Below are 25,211 nucleotides of genomic sequence, written 5' to 3' on the forward strand. Positions count from 1 at the left end.
AATTTTGAATTTTGAATTTTGAAATTGGATGATAGACCAACAACGTGAGTCTTGTGATCAACTCGTCGCGATCCTAACAACAATTGTTAAGAAATCCCGTGCTGCCAAAATAATTTCAACATTCACAATTCGAAATTCAAAATTCACAATTCAAACATGGGTGTAGAAATAGAACGGAAGTTTTTAGTGTCGGGCGATGTGCCACTTGTGGGTGGGGTCGAAATGATGCAGGGCTATCTCTGTAAAGACGTCGGACGCACAGTCAGGGTGAGACTTGAGGATGAAAAAGCGGTGCTTACCATCAAGGGCGAAACCATGGGTTTGACCCGGCTCGAATATGAATACGAAATCCCCTTTGAGGATGCGCGGGAGCTCTTGGACATGACCATTGATGGCATCGTGGAAAAAACGCGTTATTACCATCAAAGCGGTTCCCACACGTGGGAGATCGATGTTTTCAAGCGACAAAACGAAGGACTGGTCATCGCGGAAATCGAACTCACCAGCGAGGACGAGGAATTTGAGAAACCCGCATGGGTCGGCGAGGAAGTCAGTTTTGATCCGCGCTATTCAAATTCCTCACTGAGCGAAAAACCCTTCAAAGAATGGGTATAAACACAACCCCGGTTTTCACCATGCAAAATGCACTCCTCACCATTCTACTTTGCGCTTACGCAAAGTAGCTCACGCCGGCTTTGAAGAGTGGCTGGTGTTTGTTGCCGGGGATGTTTCTGGCGATGGATTCGCCGCGGCGCTCAGTGTGTCCCATTTTTCCCAACACCCGGCCACAGGGTGAGGTGATGCCTTCAATCGCGTAGAGTGAACCATTCGGGTTGTAGGCAACATCCATGGATGGGTTGCCGTCGTGATCTGTGTATTGTGTGGCTATCTGGCCATTGGCGGCAAGCTGTTTGATCTCTGCTTCGGTGGCGTAGAATTTCCCTTCGCCGTGTGAGAACGGAATGTTGTGCAGGTCTCCGACTTTACAGTTCGCCAGCCATGGAGACATGGTAGAAGCGATACGGGTGGTCGCGTAACGAGCGATGTGGCGTCCAATGTCGTTGAATGTCAGTGTAGGTGCACCTTCGACAGGTGGGCGGATCTCGCCATAGGGGACCAAGCCGGTTTTAATAAGCGCCTGGAAGCCGTTACAAATTCCTAACACCAGACCGTCCCGGTTCTTGAGTAAATCCATGACCGCGTCTGCGATCATCGGGTTGCGCAGGACCGTGGCGATAAACTTACCAGAGCCATCGGGCTCGTCGCCCGCGGAGAATCCACCTGGGAGCATGAGGATTTGCGATTGCTTGATCTGGTCGGCCAGCTCACGCAGCGAGTCCTCGACGTGAGCCGAGGTCAGGTTCTTGAAGATGAGTGCCGTGGCATCGGCACCCGCCTGATTGAAGGCCTTGACGGTATCGTATTCGCAGTTGGTTCCAGGGAAGGTGGGAACAACCACGCGTGGTTGTGAGTTGCCAGTTATCGGTTGCCAGTTATCAGTCGATTTTTGCGGCTCCGCCGGACCTTCATGAGAGAAGGTTTCGAGTTCCTGGTGAGGGGCGGTGACTTGGGTCGGGTAAGTTGACTCAAGTGGCTCTGTCCAGGCGCGCAGCAGCTCATCGAGGGGCAGGGTTTCTCCGGCTACCTGGATGCTTTGCTCGCCGGTGGTGTGGCCGATGGATTGGGCATTCAGCGCGTCGACCAGTCGGTTCGGAGCTTCAACCAGGAAACTGATGTAGCGCTCACGGAACAGCTCGTTGGTATCAATGTGGAGGGCTGCGCCGATGCTGTTGCCAAAGGCCATCTTGGCGATGCCAGCTGCGATGCCGCCCTCTGCCAGTGAGTGCATGGACAGGATGTTACCTGCTGCGTTTTCCGCATAGAGCAAATCGGCCACCTCCATCAGACGTTGGAAGTCGGGCACGTTCTGGTTGTCTCTCGGGATCTGGATGAGGAAAATGTTAGAACCTGCCTGTTTGAATTCAGGTGAGACCGCGAGAGTGGTTTTTCCAGGTGCCACGGCAAAGGAAACCAGGGTAGGGGGCACATCGATGTCATTGAATGATCCCGACATGGAATCCTTGCCGCCGATGGCACCCAGGCGAAGCTCGTGCTGTGCGAGAAAGGCACCTAACAGGGCTGAAAAAGGTTTACCCCAGCGGGCTGGATCGGCTCCCAGTTTCTCAAAATACTCCTGCAGGGTCAGCCGGATATCCGGGAGATGGGCACCCGAGGCGACGACACGACAGACGGACTCCGTAACGGCGTAGAGCGCGCCGTGGAAGGGCGACCAGCTGGCGATGTTAGGATTGAATCCCCATGCCATGTGGGTGCAGGTTGTGGTATCACCTTTCAGGAGCGGGATCTTGGCGACCATGGCATCGGTGGGTGTGAGCTGGTTTTTACCGCCAAATGGATTCAGCACGGTGCCTGCGCCGATCGAGCCATCGAACATCTCGCCCAGCCCCTTTTGGGACGCGGTATTGAGATCCGCTAATGTTGCGCAGAACCGCTCTTTCAGCGACCCCCCTGATTTTTCCACGCATCCGAGGGATGGGTCAGGTTTGACCGCATTCACCTTGATGGTGGTGGAGAGGGTGACACCGTTGGTATCGAGGAAGGCGCGAGAGAAATTGACAATATCCTTGCCCCGCCACCTGATCACAAGCCGTCCAGTATCGGTGACATCGGCGACGTGGGTGCACTCGAGGTTCTCCTTGTCGCACTCGGCTTTGAAGTAGTCGATGGTCGAGGGATCAACACAGATGGCCATACGTTCCTGGGACTCGGAAATGGCGAGTTCCGTGCCGTCGAGCCCATCGTATTTCTTAGGCACGGCATCGAGGTTGATGTCGAGGCTGGGGGCGATTTCCCCGATAGCGACAGAGACACCACCGGCACCGAAGTCATTACACACTTTGATTTTCCGAGCCAATTCCGGGTTGCGGAACAGGCGTTGGACTTTACGCTCGGTTGGAGGGTTGCCTTTTTGCACCTCGGCCGAGTTTTCCAGGGCGGTATCGGTGTGTTCCTTGGATGAGCCGGTCGCGCCACCCACGCCATCCCGACCCGTGCGGCCGCCGATGAGGAGGATGACATCGCCTTTCGCAGGAGAGCCGCGGAAGACATTCTTTTTGGGCGCAGCCGCGACAACGGCACCAATCTCCATACGCTTGGCGACGTAATCCGGGTGGTAAACTTCAGAGACTTGCCCTGTCGCGAGACCGATCTGGTTGCCATAGGATGAATACCCGTGCGCTGCCTCCCTACAGATTTTCCGCTGGGGAAGTTTTCCTGGCAGCGTTTCAGAAAACGGCGTGCGCGGATCGGCAGCACCGGTGACCCTCATGGCCTGGTAGACGTAGGAACGACCGGAAAGGGGGTCGCGGATACAACCACCGAGACAGGTTGCCGCGCCACCGAAGGGCTCGATCTCGGTCGGGTGGTTGTGGGTCTCGTTTTTAAACATCACCAGCCACTCCTCTGTCGTGGTATGTGTGCTGGGTGCTGGGTGCTGGGTGATTTCCACGGGAACGACAATCGATGCAGCGTTGATCTCCTCGGAGACTTCGACGTTATCGAGCTCCCCGGTTTTACGGAGTTCCTTCATGGCGATCAGGGCGATGTCCATGAGGGTTTCGGGTCGCTCCGTGCCGGCACCATAGACTTCCTCGCGCGTCTCCTGATACTTGGCGTAGGTTTCGGCGATGACATCGTCGGCTTCAAATGCGACCGAATCGATTTTCGTTGCAAAGGTGGTGTGCCGACAGTGGTCCGACCAATAGGTATCGAGCATCTTGATCTCGGTGATGCTGGGGTCGCGACCTTCCTCGTCGCGGAAATAGGTCTGGGTGAAGACCAGGTCTTCGGGCGACATCGCAAGGCCGAGTTCATCGCGTTTGGCACGGAGATCATGCTCCGTGGCCGTGGTAAAGCCATCGAGGATTTCGACATCATCAGGCCGGTCTGCCGGGGTTTCCAGAGTGTCGGGGATGCCCATGCTCGCCTCGCGCGAGTCGACGGCATTGATCGTGTAGCCCTTTACCTGGGCCAGCTCGTCTGGAGTGATTTCACCTTTGAGCACGATGACACGGGCCGAGCCGATGAGCGGTTTTTCACCCTGGGTGAGGATTTGCACACACTGGGCAGCCGAGTCGGCGCGCTGGTCATACTGGCCGGGCAGGTATTCGACAGCAAAGGCCGTTTCGTCGGCTGCAACTGACAGGGAGCCAGTCGCTACCTCCACTTGTGGCTCCGACAGGATTAGCCTCGTTGCCTCGGCAAAATCCTCGTCGGACAGACCATCGACATCATAGCGCTGGATGACGCGGACGTTTTCAAGGTGGTGGATATTAAGGTTGTCCCGAAGGTCGTGGAGGAGTTCACGGGCCTGGGCATTGAATTCGGACTGTTTCTCGACAAAAACGCGGTTCATAGCTGGAAGGCGGGATACTAGGAGCTGAGCATATTTGGGCAAGAGCAATGCACTGGGAAAGGGAGAATAAATCGGCAAACGCTCCGATGATCCGGCTGTTTCTTCAAACCTCGTGGAGCATTTCCAATAGGCGCTCAAGAATACGTGGGCCATCGACCCCGATGCCATTGTGCTCCCATTCATTGGTGACCCAGAGGTTGAAATTCGGGATGTGGCGCGCCGTTTCATCCGACCACTCAATGGGGACATACATGTCGTCGTAGTAGGAAATGGCCGCGACCGGGACTTCGTTTCTGGCCAATTGATCGAGATCGTAAAGTGGACCCCAGTCGGATTTCCGGGCGAGTAGCTCCGCGCACTCCTTGAGGGGGGCGAGAGCCGCGTAGTCGTCCAGCATACACGGAGCGATCATTTCGCCGGTAAATACAAAGCGGTCATTACCCGTAACCGCCACCTCGGGGAACTCCTCCCGCAGGCGTTCCGCAGCCCACCGGGTGGCGTATCCCTCCGCATAGATGGACTCATGCATGATGCAAAACAGCGGATTCGTTTCGAAGCCGGTCCGTCGCTCCATTTCGGCCAGAAAATTGTAGCTGATCTCGACACCACGCGCACCGGAGATGAAGGCGTCCTCCAGCAGGTAGTGGATGGCTTCAAAGCCGCCGCTGGCCCCGAAGGCCATGCCGAGTTGCTGGAACCTCCTCGAGGTCAGGCGGACGCCACTGGGCAGCATGACCTCGTTGTCGTCCAGATAGGTGGCAATGAACCTGGCAAGCTTTTCATCACCTGGGTATCTGCGGTAATAAGCGTCGTTTTTCTCCAGCACGCGTCGGTAGGTCAGGCGATAGTTTTCCTCTATCCGCCGTTTGATACACGCCACCCCACCGGTAATGACAACCCCGGAAAGCCCCTGGGGATACATCGACAGGTAGGTCAGCAGACAGAAGCCTCCATACGATTGGCCCATGCCTATCCAAGGGTTTTCTTTTCCTAACAAGGTGTGACGTATGGCTTCAGCATCACGCACGATGTTGTCGGCCCGGAAGTGTGTCAGGTAGTCGGCCTGCTGTTGGGCATCGGGAAACCGGGCCAGCGACTGAGGCATGACGCGTGTACTCAGCCCCGTGCCACGCTGGTCGAGCAGGAGCAAACGATGCGACTTCAGCACCTCACCCATCCATCCGGAGTTGAGGGTAGGGCGGGGTGAGGCACAGCCAGGCCCCCCTTGAAAAAACACCATCCATGGAAGGCTTTTGTTGTCGTCTTGCTTTCCCAGGCAGACTTCGCGGGCAAAGACCTCGATCTTTTCCCCCCGGGGGGTGGCGTAATTGAGTGGCAACTCAAAGCGATGGTCGCGGACGACCATGCCATTCAGTTTGCGGGGGGGACTGGTGGTGATGGGTGAATGGCTTGGGATCATGGGAGCTGCGTTGATTATTACCGCTTCGCACGATAGGTCAAGCCGGGCGGGGGACGATTAGAAAAACAACTGATGAGTTGATGCCTGTTGGCAAGCTTGTTTATCATGCACCCGACGATGCTCAAATTACCCGATCTATCAGCCTTAATGCCTGCCCGTGACGGATTGAGTCGTCCTGACTGGGATGCCATCGAGGCATGTATTAACAAAGCGATCCCGGAAAAATACAGGAATGACGCCTGGGCGCAAGCAGCCCGCCAGTGGCTGGAGCTTGTAGCTGGCCAGCTTGATGGCGACTACATTTGCGAGGAATCGCAAAACTTCATCGTCCTGACGGAATCGAGTAAGCGGCTGGCGCGTGACGTTTGCAAATTCTATGAAAAAGCCCTGAAAACCATCATCAAGTACCTTCCGGGGGTGGCCTCCGACGACGGGTATGGAAAACATGTCGTGATGATGTTTACGAAGGAGGACGACTACTACCGTTATATCATGTATTTTTACCCCGACGGGGAACACCCGATGTCGGGCGGTGTCTGTTTGTCCGGTGACGGCTACACGCATTACGCCTTTCCCTTGAATGAAACCGATCCCTCCGGGTACCGGGGCACTCTGGTGCACGAACTGACACACGGTTGTCTGGAGCATCTTGAAATACCCACGTGGCTGAACGAAGCCATTGCGATGCGCATGGAGCACGCACTCTGTGGCAGCAGTCCCCTCGACCTGGATCGCGAGCAATATCGCCGTCACAAGGAATACTGGAACGCAGCCACCATCCAACAGTTCTGGGCAGGATCATCATGGAGTATCGTCGAGGACGGCTTTGAGCTGAGCTACAGCCTGGCGAAGATCATTTGGCGGAAATTTGAAAAGGATTTACGCGCCCCGCAATCAGCCATACTTGAGTTTATCGCAACGGCCAATCATGCCGATGCAGGAGAGGGGGCCTGCCGGAGACTGTTTGATTTAAGCCTCGGTGACTTTGTAGCGGATTTCCTCGGTGAAGGGCCATGGGCACCTGATCCGGAACGCTACCTCATGGAATATGAGGGAGGCAAGGATGTTGAGCGCGTGCCTGAATAAACACTTACGGCCGTGGAGGAAGTGGCTGGAGCGGCTGCCTGGGAGTGGCAGGGACCCTGACCGGAGGTGTGGTGGCCGTCGGTTTGTCTTTGGCTTTGACGAAGTCGGCACGGTTTTTCTGCAGGGGGGAGACGGTGCTTTGGCTGACCTGATAGATCCGACCATCAAAGGCTTTTGCGTCGGCCAGTTTTTCCTGCAGTGCCTTTTTCTTTTTCTCAAATTCAGAGTCGCGCGATTTGATGACCTCCGGCTTCTCCTTGGATTCATCCGCTTCAGGCGTCCTCTTTTCGGCAATTTCAGCGGTTACGTCGATGGTGAGCAGATAGCTCGGTTGCACGGCGGGGAGTCGGTCATCGGCATCCGGGTCCCGGGGTTTCTCTTTCTGGGGCCAGAATACCAGGGTGTAGGTAAACCCATCATAAGTGGTGATCACAGCCTGGCGTTTGAGTTTGACATCCGGATTGGCCGTCTCGCCAGCCTCCTTCTCGTTGAGGACATCCTGGAAGGCCGAGTAGCTGAAGAGGTTCCGCAGGGGATTGGTCGAGGTTAGCTGCATGACTTCCTGGTCGGTCATATCAGCAAGCTCGAACTGCCCGCTCGGGTTTTCACTGCCGTCCGTCTTGGGATGGCGGACGAGCTTCCACGGCTTGAATGCCGGATCGTCCGGAGCGTTTAGGGCGATGCTTTTAATCTGGTCGATCTTGAGAAAATCCTTATTGATCCAGTCCTTCGGGGAGGCGGTGACGCCAGGGAAGGTTTCGCCGACGGCATAGACACCGCTGTCGTCGCTACCGATGCGGACAAACCTGCCGCCACTCCGGCTTGTCCCTGAATATTTTCCAAAATAAACTTCAGCGACCGGCGACTTGTCCTTACCCGTGATAGTCACCTGGAGAGCCACCTCCGACTCGTCTTCAGCCTTGGTGGCGAGACCAAAGCGGCCGTAGTGCTCGCTACCGGAAGGGTACCCCTGAGTGACCTCGATCTCCTCAAGTGCTCCTAACAGGTTGCGCAGCAGTTCATAATTGATCGGGTAGTTGTCCCTCTCGGCCACAGCCCACGAGTCATCGCTTGTACGGACAAGAGTGGTGGTAAGCTCGCCTTGGGTGAGAGTGACCTTGGTGACCTCGCGGATCGGAAGGGCTTCGATCAGTTTGTCACCAGGTGCGAGTTTGGTACGTGTCGCCTGGTCGTCACTATTACCGAATTTTACGATGGATGCTACGATACCTAGGGCAATGGCGAGGAACCAGAGAATGAGAACGGTGCGGGACTTCATGAGAATAGTGAATGATGAATTTAGAAGATGGAATGGAGGCTACGCGACGCGGGTCGTGCGGCGGCGGACGAGCCAGACAAAGAGTCCGCTGAGGGCGACGAAGGCGGGGGTGATGCCAACGGTCATCCAACGGATTTTGGAATAGAGTTGGTCTTTTTTGGCCTGGAGGCCCTTTTGTTTATCGCGTAATTCACGGCGCAGCTTGACTTGTTGTGCTTGGAGTTCGCGGATTTTTTCCTCCTGCTCAGGAGTGAGTACAAGTGCCTTGCCCTGGCTTTTCTGCGATTGCAGTTGTTGCAACTGGGTGACGATGTCCTCCATCGACTTGCGTGCCTTTTCGATATCCTCGCGCATCTCCTGTTCGAAGTCGGTTTCCATTTCCTTCACGGCGGTGAACGGCCGCATGGTAGCGGCACGGCTTCGCGAGCCGATGAGGTGTTTCGAACCAGTGCACTGATCGAGTATGTTCTGCAGCAGGGCGGCATTGTTATTGACGGCGACATACCCCTGGGCCGACTGGCGGAAGCAGGCGCGGTCGTATAGGAAATCGGCATCGGAAATCAGGTAGACAATGCCCTCGGCCTCGGCCTTGGTGAGGGACTTGGCGGTTTCCTCCCCGGATTGCTGGTCTTTGGTTTTGGGATCTTTCTCCGCAGGGTCTTCCTTTGCCTTGGAGGGATCTCCCTCGGGAAATGCTGAATTGAATTTGCCTTTGAGGCGCATGACGAGGCCGTAGTGTTTGCCTGTGGGGGCACTGCGGGCGAAGAGCCCGGGGTCGGGTCGGGTCGCTGAACGACCGGGGATCAGCACAACCTCCTTCGAGGACTTGACCAGTGTTTCAATGGATACACCGCCACCGCTATTGATGGTGAATCCACCGGCAAGAGGAAAGTAGAGGTTTTCAAAGCCACGGGTAATGATTTCATCCTCCGAGGCAAGCGCATCCGTACTCAATGAGAGGTGGGCATACATGCGCTGGTTGTTACCGAAATCAGTGGCGTATTTACCGTCGGCCACCACGGAAGTGCTGTCCATTCCGATACCCCATGTGCCCAATAAGGACGTCAGGTTGGACGACGGCTGGACGCCACCCATCCCCTGCATCCGTGGATCGCCTTGAGGCGCGGTCAGGGCAAACGAATCAAGACAGGCAATGACGATACCGCCCTTGAGCAGATACTGATCGATCAAAAACTCGGTCCTGGTGTCAATCCCGGCCGGGTGGATAAGCAGAAGCACGGGAATGTCCTTGGGGTCGAGTGCGGCAGGTGACATTCCGAGGTCCTGGAGGTCGTAGCGCTGTTGTAGCAACTGGTAGATAATCCACGGTTGTTGTGGTTGCTGGCCCGGCATTTGCGCGGGAGCACCTTGCAGCGGCAGGGTGGTCATGAGTCCGACCTTGGTTTTTTCAAAGGCACTCACGTTGGCGATGGAGCTGGACAGGTGATACTCTAACATCGTCTCGTCCGACGGGTCGAGGAAGGGGATGGTTGCTTGTTGGTCGAGACAGGAGATGCAGAGTCCGAAATAGAGGTTTTCATCATTCACACGCTGACCACTGATACCGTCGAGATTGGCCGAATCCTCAGCGTCCGTATCGGGTTGGGGGTCAAGGTGTTCGATTCTAACTTTACCGCCTGACAGATTGGCGTATCGCTTCAACAGGTCATCCACCTTGCGCATGTAGGTTTTGATGCGGCGCGGCATGGCCTCGCTTTTCCTGGTTGCGTAGTAGCGGATGATCACCGGGCTATCGAGCTCGCTGAGTATGGCTTTGGTGCCCTCGGTGAGCGTGTGACGTTTGTCCTCGGTGAGGTCGATATTCCGGTTTCCCACGGATGTGGAACTCACTAGCCAGTTGGAGAAAATGACGATGAGGATGACGGCAACGATACCGAGAATGGCCCGGAATGTCGGGTAGGTGATTTTTGCTTTAGCCATGCTGTTGAAATGGATGGATGGACAAGTGGATGAATGGAGAAATGCTTGTTAAGCGCGCTTGGCGTTGAGGATGGCGCTGGTGCTCAGGAGGCAGGCGATGATGATGGAGAAAAAGTAAACCAGGTCCTGGATGCGCACTGCGCCCCGGAGCAACGGCTGGTAGTGGTCGAGGACGGCGGTCGAGACAATCGCGTCTGTGGTGGACTCCGAAAACGACTGGGCAAAGGCCCTGACGACGTGGTCGAAACCAATCACCACCAGCAGCACACAGATCGTGCATGAAATAATCAGGCAACTCACCTGGTCGCTGGTGAAGGCTGAAATCAGGCAGGTGATGGCGAGGAAGGTGCAGCAGAGCAGGAAGCTGCCGATGTATCCTGAGAAAATGGTCAGGTTGTCAGGGTCTCCAAGTGTGTTGACGGCAATCACCATCGGATAGGTCAGTAGCAGGGCAATGGCCCAAACCACTGATGCCGCGAGGTATTTGGCAAGGATGGCCGACCAGATGGTAGTCGGGAAAGTTCCTAACAGCTCGATGGTGCCGCTGCGTTGCTCATCCGACCAGAGGCGCATTCCAAGGGCCGGGGCGAGCAGCATGAAGATCCATGGATGCCAGAAGAAAAACGACCACTCGAGGTTTGCGTCGCCGGTTTGAATGAAGTTCCCCATGGTGAAAGTGAGGAACAGGGACATGAAGAGGAAAATACAGATTACCGCGTAGGCCGTGGGCTGGGTAAAGTAGCTTTTCAGTTCGCGTTTAAAGATGGTGAACATGGGATTCGGTAGTGGGTTGGCGGTGGCAGGTAGGCGGTGGAATGCGCAAGAGCGCAACAGCCTACCGCATACAGATTACTGTCTACTGGCTTTCGGTTTCCTTGGTGGTTAGATTGCGGAACAGGTCCTGGAGGGAATCGGTGCCGGATTGTGCGCGGAGTTCGGCTGGGGTGCCGTCGGCCACGATGTTGCCTTGGTCGATGATCACGGCACGGGTGCATGCGGCATCGACTTCTTCGAGGATGTGGGTGGAAAATAGGATGGCCTTGTTTTCGCCCAGGCGTTTGATGAGTTGGCGGACCTCGTGCTTCTGGTTGGGATCAAGGCCGTCGGTGGGCTCGTCGAGTATCAGTACCGGGGGATCGTGGAGCAGTGACTGCGCCAGACAAGTGCGGTGGCGGTAGCCCTTGGACAGGGTGCCTATCGATTGCGGTGCAACATTTTCCAGGAAACAGGTTTCGATCACGTCATCAATGGCTTGTTTTCCAGCCTTCCCTTTGAGACCGCGCATGGAGGCACAGAATTTCAGAAAATCGCGCACGGTCATGTCGTTGTAGAGCGGGGCGGATTCCGGGAGGTATCCAATGTGGCTTTTCGCCTGTTTGGGATCGTCCACCACCGAGGTGCCGCAGATATGGGCATCGCCACTGCTGGGAGAGATGAAACCTGTGACCATACGCATGGTCGTGGATTTTCCTGCGCCGTTAGGCCCGAGAAATCCAAGGACTTCTCCTTTTTCGACAGTGAATGAGAGGTTGTTGACGACGGTTTTAGAGCCGAAGTGTTTACTGAGATTGCTGACTTCAATCATGACGTTGTAGGTGGGTGCACACGCGGTAAAGCGTAGCGACAGCGAGGAATTTTCAATAACCTGGTTATTTTTCAAGGGGAAAATTTACGGATCAACGAATCGTGGTGAACTCTGGCAGCTGTATAGCGTGCGGGAAGCCACCCATCCATTCCAACCATGGCAAGATGTGCTTGGTTTAGGCTTGTTTGCGCAGAGCCAAATATCGGGCGGCGGACTAGTTTGCCCGCGAATGTTAGCCACCATATCCCAACCAATGACGCTTTTTGCCCTTTTGCTGACCCTGATGTTGAGTTTGATCCCGGCCTGTGCCGGTTCCGGACAAGCTGTCCAGGACGTGGGGGAGCGTCGCAACAACGGCTCGTTTTCAGGTCGGGTCCTCTATCTGGGCATGTATCGCGACTATGACAATGGCAATCACGGTGACGCAACCACCCTTGGCTTCCAGCTCAATTACAGCACACCGGGCTGGGCCGGGCTGGATGCGCATTGGGGTTACAACTATGCCGGCACCTTGTTTTGTGACGGCAATACCGGCTTGCTCTGTAATGACGATATCAACGTCCTGAACGAGGCCTGGCTGCGGTATAGCTTCAGCAGTCATGCGCAGGGGGAAACACAGATTTTCCTCGGGAGGCGGATCAACCATGGCGAGGTGTTCCGGGCAGACGACTACCGCCAGAAAGCGAGGTCGCTTGAGGGAATCCAATGCACCAGCCTGGTCGTTGCCAACACGCAATTGACGTTAGGGCACGCCTCCAGGTTGAGCAATTGGATCGACGAAGGAGATCGGTGGGACTTCAACGATTTCGGGGATGTTTTTGGCATGGGATATGAAACGGATGGCGTCACCTGGATGGAAGCTGTGCATACCGGCGTCAAGAATTGGGAGTTTGCATGGTTTAGCGCTTATGCCTGGGATGTGGCGCGGTTGCTGGGTGCCCGGACCCGTTATCAGATTGGCGAGGATGGCTCCTTGACGGGTTATTACCGTCACGAGAGCGATCTCGGTAAAGCAGACTCCCAACGCTCTGATGCCTATGGTCTCACCTACCAACAAAAAGTGGGCGCGGCCACCCTGGAAGCTGGCTATTGGGCGGTTGATGGTCAAAATCTACGTTTTCAAGAACTCACCACCGGGATCAATCACGCGCTGGGCAGCTCGATGATGATTTACGCCGGCCAATTCAATGGCGGCTCCCAGTCGGTGTATCTTAAAACCACGGCCAGTATCGGCAGGACCAGCTTATACGCGCTCTATAATTACACCTGGCAGGAACAGGGGGGATTTGACGGCCAGGAGCTCAATGTCGTTGTCAAGCGGGCCATCACCGAGAACCTGAGCTTTACCTTCAAAGGAGGTATCGGGACCCGGGACCGCCGGGATGGAGCCGATGATACCGTGGCGACCGATGGGCGTGTGTTTATTTCCTACACCTTCTAAAACCCGGGCTTGCGAACAAGTCGCATTTGACGTTTGCCGATGTCCTGCCTATCAATACGGCATGAACGAAGTCGAAGCAGCGGGTAAAATCCTCGAAAGCATGTTAGTCAAACTGGGTTTCCATGTACAGCTGGAGACGCTGGAACTGGAAGACGGCCCATGCCTGAACATCCTCACCGATGAGGGCGCGCACTTGATTGGCAAGTATGGCGACCGGCTTGAGGACTTGCAATACCTGACCAACCGGATTCTCTGCAAACATTATCCGGATGCACCACGGGTCAAGGTCGATTGTGATCAATACCGCGCCAACCAGGAAAAACGTATGCTCGAGGCGGCACGTGCGATGGCCCGGCAGGTGTTGGAAGACGGCAAATCCCGTAGATTAAAGCCGTTGAATGCCTACTATCGCAGGCTGGCCCACAATGCCTTGGCGGAAATTGACGGAATCAGCACCAGCTCACCACGGGGGGATTCACGTTACAAGCGCATTGAGATCTCAAAGGCCTGATCCGGTGAGCCCCCGCAATTTATGAAAACACACCGACTAGTGATGCCCGGCGACCTGAACCAGTTCGGGTTCCTGTTTGGCGGCAAGATGCTCAGCTGGGTGGACGAGGCGTGCTGGATTGCCGCAAGCCTGGATTACCCCGGGTGCAAGTTTGTCACGGTCGGTATGGACGGGGTCGAGTTTCACCACGGGGTAGGCGAGGGCGTGATCCTGGTAATCGATTGCCAGCAAGCAAAACGGGGCAGGACATCCGTTTCCTACTCGGTCAAGGTATCGCGGGGCCGGGTCGACACGGGAAACGTTATCTTTTCAACCTGCGTTTCGTTTGTGAATGTCGATCAAAACGGAGACAAATGCCCGATTTCCTGACCTGATCCCCCCCACGCTATCACCATGAACCGGATCGACACGGCCGATATTATCCTCCCGCTTGAACTGTCGGAGGATCAGGATATGTGGAGGAAAAAAGTGGCCCGCAAACTGCGTGTGCACCCGAAGCAGATCATCGGGATGCGACTACGCAAACACTCGATCGACGCGCGGCAAAAAGACCTGAAGGTGCAGCTCCGCATCGAGGCGGGCATTGGCATGGCACTGCCCCCGGAGCCTGAATACAAGGCGGAGTATCCGACCGTTCCCGCATCGGCCAGGACGATCGTCATCATCGGCTCGGGTCCCGCAGGTATGTTCGCCGCACTGCGGGCCATTGAGCTTGGCTGCAAGCCCATCATGTTAGAGCGTGGCAAGGACGCGTCGGCCAGACGTTTTGACCTCGCCCCCATCCTGCGCGAGGGCCGGGTGATCGAGGACTCAAACTACTGCTTTGGCGAAGGGGGCGCCGGCACATTTTCCGATGGCAAACTCTACACCAGAGCCACCAAACGCGGGCCGGTGCAGGATGTTTACCAGACATTTGTCGCCCACGGCGCGCCCAGCAGGATCCTTACCGACGCCCATCCGCACATTGGCTCCAACCTGCTGCCCAATGTGGTGATGGCGATCCGCAAAAGCATCATCAATGCAGGTGGCGAAGTGCATTTTGGGGCCAAGGTGACCCGGCTATTGCGTTCCCTCGACGGGAAAAAACTTTCCGGCGTGGCCACCGCCGACGGCCGTGAGTTTTCAGCTGACGCCGTCATCCTTGCCACCGGCCACAGCGCCCGTGACATCTATCGGCTGCTCGCGGACGAAAACATCCTGATGGAGAAAAAAACCTTTGCCGTCGGCGTCAGGATCGAGCACCCGCAAGCACTCATCGACAGCATTCAGTACCATCTCACCCGGGGAACCGTGCGCCCGAGGGTTCTTCCGGCTGCAAGCTATCGACTCGCCTGTAAAATTGGCGGTCGTGGCGTCCACTCGTTCTGCATGTGCCCGGGAGGGTTTATCGTTCCCGCCGCCACGGAAAACGACGAGGTCGTGGTGAACGGCATGTCCTTGTCACGCCGTGACTCACCGTATGCAAACAGCGGTATGGTGGTCAGTGTCGACCCTGAAGACACCACCGGCTTTGACCGTGAACACGGCATCCTCGCGGGTATTGCTTTCCAGAAAGAGCTGGAAAGACTCGCGTCCGAGGCGGGTGGGGGGATGCAAAAAGCACCCGGCCAACGGGTCACCGATTTCCTGGCCCGGAAAATCTCATCCAGCCTGCCAGGCACCAGCTATCATCCCGGGACGACAGCCGCGCCGCTGCACGAACTCATGCCCGGATTTATTGTCGACCGCATGCAGATGGGGCTTAAGAAGTTCGGCAAGGGGATGCGTGGCTATATCACTGAAGAGGCAGGCTTGCTGGGTTTCGAAACGCGCACCAGCAGTCCGCTCAGGGTGCCCCGGAATGAAACCGACCTCCAGCACCCCGATGTCCGTGGCCTCTACCCATGCGGGGAGGGAGCAGGCTACGCGGGGGGCATTATTTCAGCCGCCCTCGATGGCATGAAATGCGCCGAAGCTGCGGCGGGCGTGGCGGTCTAGGCCCATCCCGGACATCAACCCTGGCGTCCTCCCCGGCATAAAAAAACCACTCGACCGTAAATTGAGTGGGGAGAGGGAGTGGAGAAGGGAGGGAAGTAGCCCTACCAGGACTCGAACCTGGAAATGCGGAATCAAAATCCGGTGTGTTACCAATTACACTATAGGGCTGTGATTGTTTGAAACAGGGCTTCGGCGAAGCCTTTCTTTCGGACGGCGGGAGTCTCTACGTTGACTTGTGATACTTTGCAATAGCGAAATGTAGAAAATTGCATGATGATGACCGGGCGGAGGGAAAAGTGTGGAAAATCTACAAAATATCTGGCTTCACACGTCATTTGATTTAGTGTTTAATGAATAGACGATCCGAGCAGAGTCGGTTTATTAAAGAAATGCGTGACAAATCCGTGCGCAGTTTCTATCTGAACCGGCGTATGCCAGCGTGCGCACAATAACCCTCGCGCTGAGCAAGCCTCGATTGTATTGCCCCATCCCATATACCCCACACCATCTCCCCAACCCCCACCACACCCTTACCCACACCGCTATGACGCTCCCCAGACACCCGTTTCTCATCATTACTGTCTCTGCATTGACCATGCTTGTTGCATGCTCGGCCAAAGACAAGGCGAAGAAGACAACCGCCAACCCAGGATACCGCACGCCTACCCTGCAAGGCCCCGCCCTGCGTAACCCCGATATCAATCTACCTAACGGCCTGCACGGCGACGTCGGCGTCAGCCACTCGCGTGGACGCACTACCATGCCCTACATCGCAATCACCTATGATGATGGTCCGCATCCGCAGAATACACCTCGCTTGTTGGACATGCTGCGCGAGCGCAACATCAAGGCCACCTTTTATGTGATCGGCCGTAACGTCAACATGTATCCACACATCGTGCGCCGCATTGTGGCCGAAGGCCATGAGGTCGGCAACCACACATGGACCCACCGTAAACTCACCGCTCTCAGCGATGATTCCGTGCGGATGGAGATGAGCAAGACGCGCGACGCCATCGTCGCGGCAAGTGGAGTGAAACCTAGGACCATGCGCCCTCCCTACGGTGCGCTCAGGCAAGACCAGCGTGCCTGGATTTACAAGGAATACGGCTACCCGACCATTCTGTGGAATGTCGATCCAGAGGACTGGAAGCGTCCGGGCACCTCGGTAGTCACATCCCGTATTGTCAATGGCACCCGTAATGGCTCCATCGTCCTGGCCCACGACTTGCACAAACCCACCGTCGATGCCATGCCCGCCACTCTCGATGGCCTGCTTCGCCGCGGCTTCAAATTCGTCACGGTCTCCCAGTTGCTGGCACTGAATCCGCCCACGGCATCGACATCGGCGGCATCCAACACTCCGGCAGGGCCAGTGGCACCTGCAACCACCGTCTCACCGGTGACCACCATTCCAGTAACCACATCGGTGGCAAGATAAGCCCCCTGTTCCAATCACATCAGGGATCGCGCTAAGTAGGGTTGCATTTTTTCGTTAGCCACGCTTAATAGCCACGCGCCATGTTCGGAGAAGAATATTTCAAGACCCGCAAACGTCTGACCGACGTGGTTTTGCGTGTCCTGACATTGGCGGAGAGGACCGGCGCGGAGAAAAAACCACTGCTGGACAACGATATCACCAAGGGGCTCAGCAACCCGTTTCTCTTTGTTGTCTGTGGCGAGGTCAATGCCGGTAAATCCACCATGCTCAACGGGCTGTTTGGCGAGGATGTCTGCAAAACCAATGTCCTCCCCGAAACGGACCGGGTGCAATGGTATCGTTACGGCAAGTCCAGCAGCGACAAAGAGATCACCCCCATCCTCGAAGAGAGGTTCCGTCCTGTGGATTTCCTGATGGACTTCAACCTGGTCGACACCCCGGGGACGAACTCGGTGGTGCAAGGGCACCAGGCCATCACCGATCGCTTTTTACCCGTATCCGATCTCATTTTCTGGGTATTCCCCGCCAACAATCCATGGGGGGCGTCAACCTGGGATTTCATCTCCAAGCAGGAGCCGGAAATGCTTGAAAAGTCGGTCTTCATCGTCCAGCAGGCCGACCTGCGTGACGAAAAGGACCTGGATGTCATCCTCGGCCACATGCGCGACCTCTCGATGCAGCGCATCAGCCGGACATTACCCATTTTTGCCGTCTCGGGGAAACTGGCCCTGCAGGCGAAAAAAGAGACCCCCTTCAGTGAAAACCTCTGGCGAGAGAGTGGCTACCCGGCACTCGAGAAATATATCTCGGATGTGGTTGCCTCATCTCCGGCGCGCCGTGATGTCTTGGGTCGCGTCAGGGATTCCGCTGGCGATGTACTGCGCAGTATCGAGGACATGATCGAACTCCGCACACGCCTCCTTGACGGCAACGAAGGTTTCCTCAGGGAAATCGAAGGGGAGATGGACAGGGAACGTGAAAAACAATCGTCGGATTTTTCGGTCAAATTCGCCGGCATGCAGGATGTGTTTACCAGCCAGGGTGAGCAGATCAAAAATCTGATGCATCGCAAGATGAATGTCTGGGCGTCGCTGAAGAGCCTTTTTACCGCCGAGAGCTTGCCTCAAACAATCGTCACCACCTTGGTGGAATCCGTTCAGGTCGCTGTCGAACAGCAAGCGAGCGACGATGGCAAGCACCTCGTCGAGGAGTGTCGCAAGCACTGGGAAACCGTTAGACCGCGCGTGAAAGACCGGCTGGCGATCACTCTGGGTGACTTCGAGAAGGAAACCGGTGGTTTCGGGGCTACCCGCGAGCGCTTCATCAAACGCATGGGACGTGCCGCCAAGCAGGCGGTGGTCAATTTGAAAATCCGGGGAGGCCTCGATATGCAGCTTTCCGAGCGCCGGGCTGGCCTGAAGGTCTGGCTCTATGTCTGCCTGCTGCTGCTGCTCTCCGCCGGACTAACAGGGGCATTAAAAATCGGCCCCTACCCATACCTTCCCTTGGGCCTTCTTGCTGGCGCCATTACCACCATGGTGGTCTTTACCTTCCAATCCCGCCACACGCGCAAAGAGATCATCGACGCATTCTCGGAAAAACTCGACGACTCACGAGGTCCCTTTGCAGACGCCCTTGGCAGCGACTACCGGGATGGCGTGCGTGATTTTTACATCGAATACGGCAACCTGCTTGAGAGCGTCCGGCGCCATATCGCCGATGCCAAACTCGAACTCCAGCCAAACCTCGAACAGTGGAACAGCCTGTTTCTCGAATTAAAGGAAATCGAGCAAGAGCTCTAACTGCCATGCCAAATTCATGAGAAAACGAGGAAGAGAAGGTGAGGCGCGTGATAATAAACACGTGCGGGGCAACAGGCCCGACAAATCAAACAAGTCGCGCACTGAAGAGGATCTCTACGCGCTGATCAGCGCACAAGAGGCACCTCTCTTGCTGGTTCTCGACTGTGTCCAGGACCCTCACAACCTGGGTGCCATACTGAGAACCGCCGATGGCGCAGGTGTCACGGCCGTGGTAGCCCCCAAAGACAAATCCGCCGGCATCACCGACACCGTCCGCCGCATATCCGTGGGCGCGGCCGACACGGTCCCGTTTTTCCAGGTCACCAATCTTTCCCGCACCATGAAACAACTGCAAAAAGCAGGTGTCTGGCTCGTCGGCACCAGCGATGCAGGTGAGGGGACTCTTTACGAAACCGATCTCAAAGGCCCCATCGGCATCGTCATGGGCGCCGAGGGCACCGGCATGCGCCGCCTCACCGAGGACAACTGCGATTTCCTCATCAAAATCCCCATGGCCGGCAAAGTCGAATGCCTCAACGTCAGCGTAGCCACCGCCGTCTGCCTCTACGAGGCGGTCAGGCAGAGGCTGGTTCCTAGCACATAGGCTAAACGTTCAGATCTGCTAGTAGGATAGGGAGGCGGTGATCGGTGAATCCGTGTGCCGTGCTCGATATTTCAAATTTCAAATGCGTCAGTCGTAAGTCCTAGACCATGGGTACAAACTTCACTGCCATGTGTTCGGTTATTTCTATATTTTCGTCGGCTGCTTTTTGGTAGCTTGTGAGTGTTTGCTGTAGCCCGCCGTGTGAGACGGGCAGGACCATGCGTCCGCCGGGTTTGAGCTGTTTGAGTAATTTTTCCGGGACGTGTTTGGGGCACAGGAAACGAGAATGGCGTCGAATTGTCGCTTCTTCGGCCACCCCAGACAGCCATCGTTCAGGCGGGCGTCGATGTTGGTGATGCCGAGGGTCTCAAAATTTCTGGCGGCCATTGCCGCCAGTTCGGGGATACATTCCAGTGTGCAAACCTGTCTGGCGATCGAGGCGATGACCGCAGCCATGTAGCCACAGCCGGTACCAATATCCAGCACCACAGATTCCGGCGTGATGCGCGCCAACTCGACCATGGTTGCCACGATGTAGGGCTGTGAAATGGTTTGGCCGTAGCCGATCGGTAGCGGGCGGTCATCATAGGCATGCTCCTTCAGATCCGATGGCACGAATTGCTCGCGTGGCACCTGGGCCATGGCCTCAAGCACGTGAGGCTCACGGACTCCTCGCGCTATCAAATGCCAGCGCAGCATGGTTTCGACCTCTGTCTTCACAGTTGTAAGAATAACACGGGATCACCGTCTTGTCGTTGAGATTTACCCCCGTCATGGATTGATTCCTATTTCGATTATCGCGGTAGGGGCGTTGCTCCGCTAACGACCGCAGCGATGAATGAAGTTTGGGTGCCTAGGTGCCAGATGGCGTAGTGAGGGCCTAGTTACAGTAGGCGTAGCCAGCGTTGAGGTAGGTGGCGTAGGTGACCCAGATGAGAATATAGAGCACCGACCAGACAGGGCCGAACACCCAGTTTGGCGGCGTTCCGGGCGGGCGGTTGAGGGTGACATACCACGACGAGATCGAGCCGGAAGTGACGAAGCTGCCAAGTCCGCCAAGGACGAGCATGATGATGGCTGAAAGGATGATTTTTACGGGTAGAGAACGCATGGGGGGAGTTGTGAATGGGTGATTAGTGATTGGTTCATGAATCTTTTGTTATCAATAGTTGCTCCTCCACCTTTTCATAGTTTCCCAAATGGACGCGCATCAGGCTTTTCCAGAGCTTGCCGTGGTTCGGAACAGAGAAGTGCAACAGTTCATGGACAATGACGTAGTCGCCGAGTTCCTTGTCCATTCCCAGCAGTTCATCATTGAAGCTCAAGGTTCCAGATGTCGAGCAGGATGCCCACTTTCGCGACATCGGCCGGACGTAAATCGAGTGTGCATCAACATCCAGTTTCCGGACCCATTCCTTCACTCGAGCCTTGAATTCCTTACGGCTCTTCCAGCTCTCCTTACGCCTGCCACTCATCTCCCACCCCTTTCTAGAATCCGGAACAAATCCTCCACCAATCCCGTCGCCTTCTCCATCTCATCATCTTCCACTTCCGCGATGATCGCGAAGGTCACCTTGTTCCTCAGTTCCCGCAGTGCGCTCTCGCTCTTCTTCCAATTCGGATACCCACGAAGGCCTCTTTGATCTTCCGGCTGACCTTCTCGGCTTCGTCAATCCCTGCTTCCTCCAAAGTGCTGAAAACAAAAAACGTCAGTTCGTCAAAGCCGCGTCTCGCCTGCTCGCGCTTCCGATCTTCGTTGCGCTTCACTTCAGCTAACAATTCCTCTAGCGCCTCCGCCGTTCCGGTCTGGCGGCTCTCAAAGGCTTCCTGAACCAGCCGCGCCCGCTCGGCCATCGCCACGAGGAAGGGATCGTCGCTGTTTTCATCGGCGATCTTCTCGATGCTCTTGATCAGGTTGATGACTTTCGTCGCCTCGCCCTGCTTCTTCTTCACGATGTATACCACCGTGTCCTCGTTGATCTTCATCACCTCACCGGGCTCTTCAATGCCGTAGGTGCCGATGTGCTTCTGAACGAGCGCATTGGTCTTCGCCTGGAAATCCCGATCCACATACACCCTCTTGGTGTAGGCTTTACGCACCACGGCATAGATGTTGGATAAGGTCGTGTAAGGTTCGATGAACGGACGAAGGAAGGCATCGGGCGAGATGATCTCATAGAGCATCTCGATCTCCTTGTATTCCTTGAAGAACTCCTTCCGCCGCTCAGGGTCGCGGAAGTGCTCGATGAGGTTGTCGACGTCTTTGTCGTTGAATTCGAACGGAGCGCGGGTTTTCCAACCCGCGTCTTGCCCGGACAGGCGGACTGGAAAGTCCGCCCTCCCGTAAAATGCCTCCATCTTGTTTTTGAAAAGAACCTTCAGCAGCTTCAGGTCCTTGACGATGGCGTTGATCTCTTTGCTATCGAAGGCGAGGGCTTTTTCGAGCTTGTCGAAGATGCCGACACTGCCAAGCGCGGAGCGCGATCCCAAATCCGAAGGCACTCCGCAGGTCGCGAGCGCAGCGAGGGACAAAATCGAGGACGAAGCCGTGGGGCTTCACCATCTCCCGCGCCTCGTTCTCGTAGGGCCGGTTCACCCGGGCGATCGCCTGCCGCAGAGTGTGGTCGCGCATCGGCGTAGCGCGGGTTGAATTCCCGCACCTTGGCGTCGAGCAGGTCATCGAAGAAGAGCGAACCTCCTTTCCCCATTCGCTCTTCACTAATCACTATTCCCACCCCGCGCCGCTGCTCGGCTTCCTCTCTTGAGACAAAAGACCACCCAATCTCTTGCGCGTAGGCAAGGATACGAGCTTGAACGGTTTTGTGTTCTCCGGGTTTCATGACTTCTGCTTGGATTTCCACTGGGCAAACTCATCCGGACGAAGCCGATAACGAGCAATGTTACCCTCGTGCAGGCTTAGCAGCTCGACTTCAAGCGTTTCAATGAATTTTGCACGGTCTTCCTCCGGAATCCCTGTGGCAGCATGCTGGCTGATCCATTTTTCAGCCTTGTTTACAGGGTGCGCTGACTGCACCACCTCACGCACGAAGCGCCCGAGTTGGCTGCGATACTTGAGACGAAAAGGGTCCGGATCGCCGAGGGATTGGCGGACCGCGTTGTAGCGCTGGGCTGAACGGGTGTAGGCCCATACAAAGACATCACGCAAATATTCGACGCGCTGGAGTTCATAGACGCCGATCAGGGCATTCACGTAGTCATCCGCCTCCACATCGACAAAGGATAGCGGGCAGAAGTTCTGGCGGATCATCGGGATGTTCGCCGCCAGCCGGGATACACGTTTGTTGACGTCTTCAAAGGCCTGCAAGTAAGGCAACTGCACCATCACAAAAAACGCCGATTCGAAGGGGTCCTCAATGACGCTGGCCTTGGTCAGAATGAGAAGAAAATGTTCTTCGATCTGCTGCGGGACTTCCAGCGGATGAAACACCGTCCCCGAGATTCCCACAGGACGGGATCGCAGACGCCCGCAGGCCGCCGGGTCAAGCAACAGGTTGTCGGAGAGCAGGGCATGCAGGTTGCAAACGGTGTAGCGGTTGAAGCCGATCTCCTCGGTCGGGTCTGCCAGCATCTCGATGGCGGCTTTGTGATTGAGAATCATCTGGGCTTCCTGGGTGGCTTTGCCGTCCGCCGATTCACCGAGTTCGAGCAGGCGCTGGGTTTCCAGTAAGGAATAGGTGTTGCCCTCCAGCCGACTTGAGTTCCAGGCAAGATCGATGAGCAGACGATCCAGGATTTGGCGTAGGTAGGTTCCCGCCGGTAAATCCGTAATCCCCACCTGCCCCAATTCGGCAAGCCGCCTTCGGGTCGCCAGGGGTAGGTAAAAAGTGGTGTTTGGCTGGTAGGAGGTCAGGAAGGATGGATCGTAGCCAACCGGTCGACGCTGTCTCAGCGGTCGCGTGACCTGGGCTCGAATCCCGACCGCTGCCGCGCTGAGCCAGTCCCGATCCGTGGTGGAGCCGATCGCCGCCGCCGCGACATTCCGTTTGCCTGGACTGGCTGCTGCCCCTCCTTCAGTCGGATAGTAGCGCGTTCCTTTTCCCGTGCCGGTGATGCGGATCCGTCCGTCTTCTTCCAAGCGGGTCATACGGCGTTGCAAGGTCCGCGGAGGGAGGCCGAACGACAGCCCTTCCCGAATCCCTTCCACACCAACCCCATCAGGATGCCCCGCCACGACCTGTGCGATGGCATCCAATTCTTCACTTGGAATCTGTTTGGGCATGGGTTCAGGATATGACGCAAACGTGTTTTATGCGACACAAAAAATTTTTATTTGTCGTGAAACTGCCTGTTTCCGACGCAAAAACTGCCATTGTGTCGCGAAAAACGCGAAAAATGAACGCCCACCCTCTAGCTATACCATGGTCGAAGAACGTGCCCCGGCCTGTCCTGCCGTAGCCTTGGCGCAGGAAGATTGCCGTAGATGTCAGTGTGAAGATGACGAAACTGCTCCCGCGTTGCGGGACGCCCTCGGCCTCGGCGTAGCGGGGTTGAGTTCCCGCACCTTGGCGTCAAGCAGGTCGTCGAAGAAGAGGTATCCACATTTTACAATTCTCTCCTCACGACTCACTATTCCTCCGCCGAGCCACTACTCGGCTTCGGCGAGGGAGAGGAACTCGGCGTCCAGCGTCTCGTGCGGGACGAGCATTTCGTTGGGGGCGAGCTGGTAGTAGAGCGGCAGCGTGGTGTTGTCCTTCGCTTCGCGAACGTCCTGCGGGATGCCTTCGGATTGTAGAACGCGCTCCGCGCTGGGCAGTGTCGGCGATGGAATACTTGTGCAGGTAGCCCTGGTCGTCCTCGCAGCCGAAGGTCTTGAAGGTGCCCTTGCCGTAGGCAGTCTTGTCCACCGGGGTGCCGGTGACTGGAGGGAGGCGGGGCCGCCCGACAGAGACAACGCAACGCGTTGGGCGCAGCACGACCGAGCGGCGGCAGCGAGGGAGTCAAACTTGTGGATCATCGTCACGATGATGCCCCGGTAGTCGTCCTTCAGCAGTTGGTTGAGCCGGGCGATGCTGCTGGCGTGCTCCAGGTTGCCGAGGCCGAGCGCGGCGAGGTTCTTGAGCATCTGGTCTTCCAGCTCGTTGCGGTCGATCATCAGCAGGACGGTCGGCTTGTCCGCTTCGGGCGCGCGGAAGAGCCGCTCCGCCGTCTTGATCATGGTGAAAGTCTTGCCGCTGCCCTGGGTGTGCCAGACGAGGCCGCGGGTGCGCTTGGGATCGAGGGCGCGGCTGACGGTCGCCTCCACCGCGCCGGTCTGGTGCTGACGCAGGATGTATTTGTTCAGCTCCTCGTCCTTCTCGGCAAAGACGATGTAGTCCTTCAGGAAGGCGAGCACCTGCGGGATGGCGCAGAAGCTCTTCACCTTGGCCTCCAAGCGACCGGGGATATCGGAGGGGGGACATTCCTGTCCCCCATTTCCCATCCCATGCGGGGGACAGGAATGTCCCCCCTCCAGTTTCCAATTGAAGATATTCCGCCGCACCGTATTCCAGCTCACCCCGTAGGAAAAGCCGATGGCGTCGGTGGCGGTGAAAAGCTGCTGCGACACGAACAGCTCGGGCGTCTCGCGGTGGTAACGGCGGATCTGGTCCACCCCCAGGGCAATCGCCTCGTCCTTGTTGGCGTTCTTGCACTCGATCACCAGCACCGGGATGCCGTTGATGAGAAAGAC

Annotated in this window: 18 protein-coding genes, 1 tRNA gene and 3 pseudogenes; 9 read left to right on the forward strand and 13 right to left on the reverse strand. The window is 56.4% G+C overall.

The window, feature by feature from the left end; all coding sequences use genetic code 11:
• Nucleotides 1-156: 156 nt before the first annotated feature.
• A complete protein-coding gene (locus H7A51_19755; protein MCP5538455.1) occupies nt 157-615 on the forward strand; it encodes a CYTH domain-containing protein in 459 nt (152 codons plus the stop codon).
• Nucleotides 616-670: 55 nt separating this feature from the next.
• Here the strand turns inward: H7A51_19755 and H7A51_19760 are convergent, their stop codons facing one another.
• Together H7A51_19760 and H7A51_19765 are read right to left on the reverse strand one after the other, a co-directional pair.
• Nucleotides 671-4,435, reverse strand: coding sequence for a phosphoribosylformylglycinamidine synthase (locus tag H7A51_19760; GenBank protein ID MCP5538456.1), 3,765 nt, complete (start codon nt 4,433-4,435; stop codon nt 671-673).
• A gap of 103 nt (nt 4,436-4,538) precedes the next feature.
• Nucleotides 4,539-5,855: an alpha/beta fold hydrolase gene (locus H7A51_19765; GenBank protein ID MCP5538457.1), complete on the reverse strand. Its 1,317-nt coding sequence runs from the start codon at nt 5,853-5,855 to the stop codon at nt 4,539-4,541.
• A 117-nt stretch (nt 5,856-5,972) separates the two neighbouring features.
• Between H7A51_19765 and H7A51_19770 the strand changes: the two genes are divergently transcribed.
• The gene (locus H7A51_19770) at nt 5,973-6,941 is read left to right on the forward strand and encodes a hypothetical protein (GenBank protein MCP5538458.1); all 969 of its coding nucleotides are present in this window, start codon (nt 5,973-5,975) and stop codon (nt 6,939-6,941) included.
• A gap of 4 nt (nt 6,942-6,945) precedes the next feature.
• Here H7A51_19770 and H7A51_19775 read toward each other — a convergent pair whose 3' ends face one another.
• From H7A51_19775 to H7A51_19790, 4 genes are all read right to left on the reverse strand, one after another.
• Nucleotides 6,946-8,220 carry a DUF4340 domain-containing protein gene (locus tag H7A51_19775; GenBank protein ID MCP5538459.1) on the reverse strand — a complete coding sequence of 425 codons (1,275 nt, stop codon included), beginning with the start codon at nt 8,218-8,220 and terminating at the stop codon, nt 6,946-6,948.
• A 39-nt stretch (nt 8,221-8,259) separates the two neighbouring features.
• On the reverse strand, nt 8,260-10,161 hold the full coding sequence (locus tag H7A51_19780) for a Gldg family protein (GenBank protein MCP5538460.1): 1,902 nt from the start codon (nt 10,159-10,161) through the stop codon (nt 8,260-8,262).
• Nucleotides 10,162-10,209: 48 nt separating this feature from the next.
• Entirely contained in the window at nt 10,210-10,935 is a 726-nt protein-coding gene (locus H7A51_19785) for an ABC transporter permease subunit (GenBank protein MCP5538461.1), read from the reverse strand.
• Between the two features lie 82 nt (nt 10,936-11,017).
• Nucleotides 11,018-11,746, reverse strand: coding sequence for an ATP-binding cassette domain-containing protein (locus tag H7A51_19790; protein ID MCP5538462.1), 729 nt, complete (start codon nt 11,744-11,746; stop codon nt 11,018-11,020).
• A 253-nt stretch (nt 11,747-11,999) separates the two neighbouring features.
• On the opposite strand from H7A51_19790, the gene H7A51_19795 reads away from it, so the two are divergent.
• The 4 genes from H7A51_19795 (at nt 12,000) to H7A51_19810 (ending at nt 15,675) form a co-directional block, all read left to right on the forward strand.
• The gene (locus tag H7A51_19795; GenBank protein MCP5538463.1) at nt 12,000-13,187 is read left to right on the forward strand and encodes a hypothetical protein; all 1,188 of its coding nucleotides are present in this window, start codon (nt 12,000-12,002) and stop codon (nt 13,185-13,187) included.
• 61 nt (nt 13,188-13,248) lie between these two features.
• Nucleotides 13,249-13,698 carry a single-stranded DNA-binding protein gene (locus H7A51_19800; protein ID MCP5538464.1) on the forward strand — a complete coding sequence of 150 codons (450 nt, stop codon included), beginning with the start codon at nt 13,249-13,251 and terminating at the stop codon, nt 13,696-13,698.
• A 21-nt stretch (nt 13,699-13,719) separates the two neighbouring features.
• On the forward strand, nt 13,720-14,067 hold the full coding sequence (locus tag H7A51_19805) for an acyl-CoA thioesterase (protein MCP5538465.1): 348 nt from the start codon (nt 13,720-13,722) through the stop codon (nt 14,065-14,067).
• Nucleotides 14,068-14,091: 24 nt separating this feature from the next.
• Nucleotides 14,092-15,675, forward strand: coding sequence for an FAD-dependent oxidoreductase (locus H7A51_19810; protein MCP5538466.1), 1,584 nt, complete (start codon nt 14,092-14,094; stop codon nt 15,673-15,675).
• Between the two features lie 96 nt (nt 15,676-15,771).
• Here the strand turns inward: H7A51_19810 and H7A51_19815 are convergent.
• Nucleotides 15,772-15,843 (reverse strand) — tRNA-Gln (locus H7A51_19815).
• Nucleotides 15,844-16,219: 376 nt separating this feature from the next.
• On the opposite strand from H7A51_19815, the gene H7A51_19820 reads away from it, so the two are divergent.
• The 3 genes from H7A51_19820 to rlmB all read left to right on the forward strand — a co-directional run bounded on the left by H7A51_19820 (nt 16,220) and on the right by rlmB (nt 19,522).
• Nucleotides 16,220-17,116 carry a polysaccharide deacetylase family protein gene (locus H7A51_19820; protein ID MCP5538467.1) on the forward strand — a complete coding sequence of 299 codons (897 nt, stop codon included), beginning with the start codon at nt 16,220-16,222 and terminating at the stop codon, nt 17,114-17,116.
• Between the two features lie 80 nt (nt 17,117-17,196).
• Nucleotides 17,197-18,918 carry a dynamin family protein gene (locus H7A51_19825; protein MCP5538468.1) on the forward strand — a complete coding sequence of 574 codons (1,722 nt, stop codon included), beginning with the start codon at nt 17,197-17,199 and terminating at the stop codon, nt 18,916-18,918.
• A 16-nt stretch (nt 18,919-18,934) separates the two neighbouring features.
• Nucleotides 18,935-19,522: a 23S rRNA (guanosine(2251)-2'-O)-methyltransferase RlmB gene (rlmB, locus tag H7A51_19830; GenBank protein MCP5538469.1), complete on the forward strand. Its 588-nt coding sequence runs from the start codon at nt 18,935-18,937 to the stop codon at nt 19,520-19,522.
• Between the two features lie 100 nt (nt 19,523-19,622).
• Here the strand turns inward: rlmB and H7A51_19835 are convergent.
• The 6 genes and pseudogenes from H7A51_19835 to H7A51_19860 all read right to left on the reverse strand — a co-directional run bounded on the left by H7A51_19835 (nt 19,623) and on the right by H7A51_19860 (nt 25,211).
• Nucleotides 19,623-20,221: pseudogene (locus H7A51_19835) on the reverse strand (protein-L-isoaspartate(D-aspartate) O-methyltransferase).
• Nucleotides 20,222-20,402: 181 nt separating this feature from the next.
• Nucleotides 20,403-20,633, reverse strand: a complete 231-nt coding sequence (locus H7A51_19840) for a tryptophan-rich sensory protein (GenBank protein MCP5538470.1) — start codon at nt 20,631-20,633, stop codon at nt 20,403-20,405.
• Nucleotides 20,634-20,667: 34 nt separating this feature from the next.
• On the reverse strand, nt 20,668-20,997 hold the full coding sequence (locus H7A51_19845; protein MCP5538471.1) for a M48 family metallopeptidase: 330 nt from the start codon (nt 20,995-20,997) through the stop codon (nt 20,668-20,670).
• Nucleotides 20,994-22,157: pseudogene (locus H7A51_19850) on the reverse strand (type I restriction endonuclease subunit R). The gene H7A51_19845 and the pseudogene H7A51_19850 overlap by 4 nt, the downstream one beginning before the upstream one ends.
• Nucleotides 22,158-22,358: 201 nt before the next feature.
• Nucleotides 22,359-23,762, reverse strand: a complete 1,404-nt coding sequence (locus H7A51_19855; protein MCP5538472.1) for a Fic family protein — start codon at nt 23,760-23,762, stop codon at nt 22,359-22,361.
• 369 nt (nt 23,763-24,131) lie between these two features.
• A pseudogene (locus tag H7A51_19860) lies at nt 24,132-25,211 on the reverse strand (DEAD/DEAH box helicase family protein).

Source organism: Akkermansiaceae bacterium (assembly GCA_024233115.1).
Taxonomy (GTDB): Bacteria; Verrucomicrobiota; Verrucomicrobiia; order Verrucomicrobiales; family Akkermansiaceae; genus Oceaniferula.

Coding starts and splice junctions, on each gene's coding strand:
- H7A51_19755 (MCP5538455.1), top strand. CDS start 157: ATGGGTGTAGAAATAGAACGGAAGTTTTTAGTGTCGGGCGATGTGCCA.
- H7A51_19760 (MCP5538456.1), bottom strand. CDS start 4,435: ATGAACCGCGTTTTTGTCGAGAAACAGTCCGAATTCAATGCCCAGGCC.
- H7A51_19765 (MCP5538457.1), bottom strand. CDS start 5,855: ATGATCCCAAGCCATTCACCCATCACCACCAGTCCCCCCCGCAAACTG.
- H7A51_19770 (MCP5538458.1), top strand. CDS start 5,973: ATGCTCAAATTACCCGATCTATCAGCCTTAATGCCTGCCCGTGACGGA.
- H7A51_19775 (MCP5538459.1), bottom strand. CDS start 8,220: ATGAAGTCCCGCACCGTTCTCATTCTCTGGTTCCTCGCCATTGCCCTA.
- H7A51_19780 (MCP5538460.1), bottom strand. CDS start 10,161: ATGGCTAAAGCAAAAATCACCTACCCGACATTCCGGGCCATTCTCGGT.
- H7A51_19785 (MCP5538461.1), bottom strand. CDS start 10,935: ATGTTCACCATCTTTAAACGCGAACTGAAAAGCTACTTTACCCAGCCC.
- H7A51_19790 (MCP5538462.1), bottom strand. CDS start 11,746: ATGATTGAAGTCAGCAATCTCAGTAAACACTTCGGCTCTAAAACCGTC.
- H7A51_19795 (MCP5538463.1), top strand. CDS start 12,000: ATGACGCTTTTTGCCCTTTTGCTGACCCTGATGTTGAGTTTGATCCCG.
- H7A51_19800 (MCP5538464.1), top strand. CDS start 13,249: ATGAACGAAGTCGAAGCAGCGGGTAAAATCCTCGAAAGCATGTTAGTC.
- H7A51_19805 (MCP5538465.1), top strand. CDS start 13,720: ATGAAAACACACCGACTAGTGATGCCCGGCGACCTGAACCAGTTCGGG.
- H7A51_19810 (MCP5538466.1), top strand. CDS start 14,092: ATGAACCGGATCGACACGGCCGATATTATCCTCCCGCTTGAACTGTCG.
- H7A51_19820 (MCP5538467.1), top strand. CDS start 16,220: ATGACGCTCCCCAGACACCCGTTTCTCATCATTACTGTCTCTGCATTG.
- H7A51_19825 (MCP5538468.1), top strand. CDS start 17,197: ATGTTCGGAGAAGAATATTTCAAGACCCGCAAACGTCTGACCGACGTG.
- rlmB (MCP5538469.1), top strand. CDS start 18,935: ATGAGAAAACGAGGAAGAGAAGGTGAGGCGCGTGATAATAAACACGTG.
- H7A51_19840 (MCP5538470.1), bottom strand. CDS start 20,633: ATGCGTTCTCTACCCGTAAAAATCATCCTTTCAGCCATCATCATGCTC.
- H7A51_19845 (MCP5538471.1), bottom strand. CDS start 20,997: ATGAGTGGCAGGCGTAAGGAGAGCTGGAAGAGCCGTAAGGAATTCAAG.
- H7A51_19855 (MCP5538472.1), bottom strand. CDS start 23,762: ATGCCCAAACAGATTCCAAGTGAAGAATTGGATGCCATCGCACAGGTC.